The following is a 3538-nucleotide window of genomic DNA, read 5'->3' on the forward strand; positions in this document are numbered from 1 at the left end:
ATACCGAACTGTTTCTGGTCCTGGACAGGCAATACTACCTCTGACGCCCCAAAAACGAATAGTGAATAAGTTGTGGGTATTAGACATAATTTTTCCTTGCAGGCTTTTGCAGTTAGTTCATCAGTGAGGGTTTTCTGACGAAGAGGGTGTCAGTGTATGGTAATCCAGGAAGGGACAAAGGTAAAGCTAGAATAGTCAAGTACCCTTAGCCGAAGTCCTATTTCCCCTTACCTTTTCTAGCTAGAATTCAAGCACTTTGCACAGCACACCTTAGCACAAGAGTCACACTAAAAATCACCAACGATCTCACCTGGATTGTTACTGGTTAGAGGTGATTAGCTGACTGAATTCCTCTGTTGTTCTAGGGTGTGTCGATTATACAAAGTAGCTCAAGTTTACCAGTATAGTTCCTAAATCTGAAACTGTACTGGCTGATACCAAGTACTTCTTATTCCTATGATTCCCAAAAGCTTAGCAATATTCACCTGAATGTCTTGTAAGTTACACCACCAAATCATGTGATTTTGGTCACATCCTTGGCAGTGGTACCAGAGGAACACTACCCCTGACATAGATTCCCCCTCAAAGGTATGATCAACAGAAACCAGAGTAATGACCAATGACCAATCAAAAGATAGTTGTCAAAGTCGGCACATCTAGTTTAACCCAACCAGCAACAGGTCAGCTGGCCCTATCCACTATTGCTGCCCTAGTGGAAACACTGACTCGGCTGCGTTCTGAAGGTCATCAAGTGGTACTGGTTACCTCTGGCGCTGTGGGGATTGGCTGTGGGCGACTGGGGTTAACATCACGACCGAATACACTCGCTCTCAAACAAGCGATCGCAGCGGTTGGTCAAGGACGGCTGATGCGGATATATGATGACTTATTTAGTAACCTCAAGCAACCTATTGCTCAGATTCTCCTCAGCCGCCGAGATTTTGTACAGCGTAGTTGCTATGTTAATGCCTATGCTACCTTTCGGGAACTACTTCAGCTGGGGGTGATCCCAGTGGTGAATGAAAATGATACTGTAGCCGTAGATGAACTTAAATTTGGTGATAACGATACCCTTAGTGCCCTAGTAGCTAGTTTGATTGAATCCGATTGGTTGTTTTTACTAACTGATGTGGATAGACTTTACTCAGCAGACCCCCGTAAGGTACCGGATGCTGAACCAATTATTTCAATCAACAGCATTGAGGAATTAGCTGAACTAGAGGTACAAGCTGATGACTCAGGCTCTGGTTGGGGCACTGGTGGGATGGTAACCAAAGTTGCTGCTGCCCGAATTGCTACCAATGCTGGGGTCAGAACTGTAATCACTGAAGGACGACGTCCAGATAACATTGAAAGAATTTTACAGGGAGAATCCCTGGGCACCCAGTTTGCCCCCCAAACTCAAACCAATAAAGCCCGCAAACACTGGATTGCTTACAGTTTAGTGCCAGTAGGGAAACTCTATCTTGATAATGGAGCGCTAAAGGCAGTTTGTGATGGGGGCAAATCTCTATTAGCAGCTGGTATTACTCGCATAGAAGGGGATTTTCGCTCATCAGATGCCGTAGAGCTATGTGATAGCAATGGTACAGAAATTGCTAGGGGACTGGTGAACTACAACAGTAATGAATTACATAAGATTCGAGGACGTAAATCCGAACAAATCCTGACTATTTTGGGTTACAAGGGGGCAGAAACTGTGGTTCATCGGGATAATTTGGTACTGATGAATTAGGGAGTAGGCAGTAGGGAGTAGGGAATCGGGAATCGGGAATCGGGAATCGGGAATCGGGAATCGGGAATCGGGAATCGGGAATCGGGAATCGGGAATCGGGAAAAAATACTCTGTACCTGATTAGGTTAGAAACCGCTATACTGTATGTCTCTCAAGATTGTGCTCAATCAATAAAATCATGGTTTCGTAAGCATATGCGCTACGCGCACGCTGCTTGAGGTGCCGTTGGCCGTTGGCCACGCTACTAGATCGGTGCTTAAAATCAACCTTCCTTAGCCTGCGCAAACGGGAGAATTTAATAGTTCGAGATTAATGAAAATTGGAAGTCTGAGGAAAATCCCATCAGCAGACTTATAGCAGTCGAAGTAAAGGTTAAGACATATTTCTCTTCCCTATTCCCAGATCCGCTGTTCCCTGTTCCCTAAAAACCTCACTCAATTGAAAACCGCTATATACCCTTTGAGGATAGTTTTAAGTCGTGGCTGCCTCTTTGGCTGACTCTACCCAACTATCAAACAGTTCCTGGTTTGTCTTTACCCATTCTTCGGCATGGCGGCGAATATCTTTTGGAGTATTTTCACCATCTTGTACCAGTTTTTGTTCAGCATTCACATCCTCAATCGGAACCGTCATCAACTCAAACAGGCGTTTGGCAGCTGGATTGGCTGCTAAAAATTTCTTGTTGGCTATCACGCGAACTTGATCGACACCAACACCTAAATTTTTTCCGTCAACAGTAGTATCTTTTTCTGTTATATTTTCCTGTTCTTTAGGTAGAGAAAGAAAAGGAACCTCTAATCTAATGGTATCTTCTCCTGGCTTTAATACTGTCACTGACCAGTGGGGAATATAGCTATAAAATAAAATCGGTTGTCCTTGTTTATAGCGACCCAATGTGGCGGCCAAGAGAACATCATAGTTGCCTTGGTCATGTTCAATGGTATCGCGCAACTTGTAAGCATCGAGCTGATGTTCAATTACCAACTCACACCCCCAACCTGGATTACAACCAGTTAAGTTGGCTTTGCCATCCCCATCAGAGTCAAACAGTTTGGCAATCTTGGGGTCTTTTAGTTGTTCCAAATTAGTGATTTTGTATTGTTCAGCAGTTTTTTTATCAATCTGATAGCTTTGCAAAGCATCAGAAATAATTACTCCCACCTTTTCTAATTTTTGGTCACCACCGTTTTCTAAAAAAAATTTTTTGTGTATATTTTGCCAATGAACACTGTAGAAATCTACGTCGCCATTCCTTACAGAAATGTGTGCCAATGGAATACTAAGTTGTTTTATTTCAGCTGGTTTATAACCAACCTTTTCCAAACCAATATTGATGATTTCGGAAACAAATAAGGCATAGGTGGAAACGGAGGATGCAGAACTGACCTTGACTCCTTTACCTGCTGTGGATTGACTGCCATTTGGGGTCTGTGCTTCACAGGCGATTAAACTGAGGCATAAAGCTGCTGCTAAGATAGTACAAATAAATTTATTAATTTTCCTGATGGTCATTTCTTGGATTCTATTTGATCAAGTGCTATCGGGATGTTACAGCTAGATTTTGCCTGAAATTCTCGTAAGGTGCAATCCCGACTACTGACCATAGGGTGGAATGGGCATGTTGGTGGAATGGGCAAAATGCCTGTTTCATTTTCGGGCGGGCAGGATGCCCACTCTACTGCTATTGATTCGCGCAGCGGGCAGGATGCCCACTCTACGGCGTTGCTGAATTAAGGAATGAATGCGCGATCATCTGGTTTTATTAAAGCCCAGAATTGGGGGGCTAGGGGGGCGAAACCATAC

Annotated in this window: 3 protein-coding genes; 1 reads left to right on the forward strand and 2 read right to left on the reverse strand. The window is 43.7% G+C overall.

Annotated elements, in window-relative coordinates:
* Nucleotides 1-410: 410 nt before the first annotated feature.
* Nucleotides 411-620, reverse strand: coding sequence for a hypothetical protein (locus tag F6K49_RS37515; RefSeq protein WP_143727450.1), 210 nt, complete (start codon nucleotides 618-620; stop codon nucleotides 411-413).
* Between F6K49_RS37515 and proB the strand changes: the two genes are divergently transcribed.
* Nucleotides 620-1735 carry a glutamate 5-kinase gene (gene proB / locus F6K49_RS37520; protein ID WP_293105179.1) on the forward strand — a complete coding sequence of 372 codons (1116 nt, stop codon included), beginning with the start codon at nucleotides 620-622 and terminating at the stop codon, nucleotides 1733-1735. The genes F6K49_RS37515 and proB overlap by 1 nt on opposite strands.
* A 471-nt stretch (nucleotides 1736-2206) precedes the next feature.
* On the opposite strand, the gene proX is transcribed toward proB, so the two are convergent.
* Nucleotides 2207-3247 (reverse strand): glycine betaine/L-proline ABC transporter substrate-binding protein ProX, encoded by a 1041-nt coding sequence (gene proX / locus F6K49_RS37525; RefSeq protein ID WP_075896495.1) that lies wholly within the window; start codon nucleotides 3245-3247, stop codon nucleotides 2207-2209.
* Between the last annotated feature and the right edge of the window lie 291 nt (nucleotides 3248-3538).

It is taken from the genome of Moorena sp. SIO3I6 (assembly GCF_010672095.1).

Coding starts and splice junctions, on each gene's coding strand:
- proX (WP_075896495.1), bottom strand. CDS start 3,247: ATGACCATCAGGAAAATTAATAAATTTATTTGTACTATCTTAGCAGCA.
- proB (WP_293105179.1), top strand. CDS start 620: ATGACCAATCAAAAGATAGTTGTCAAAGTCGGCACATCTAGTTTAACC.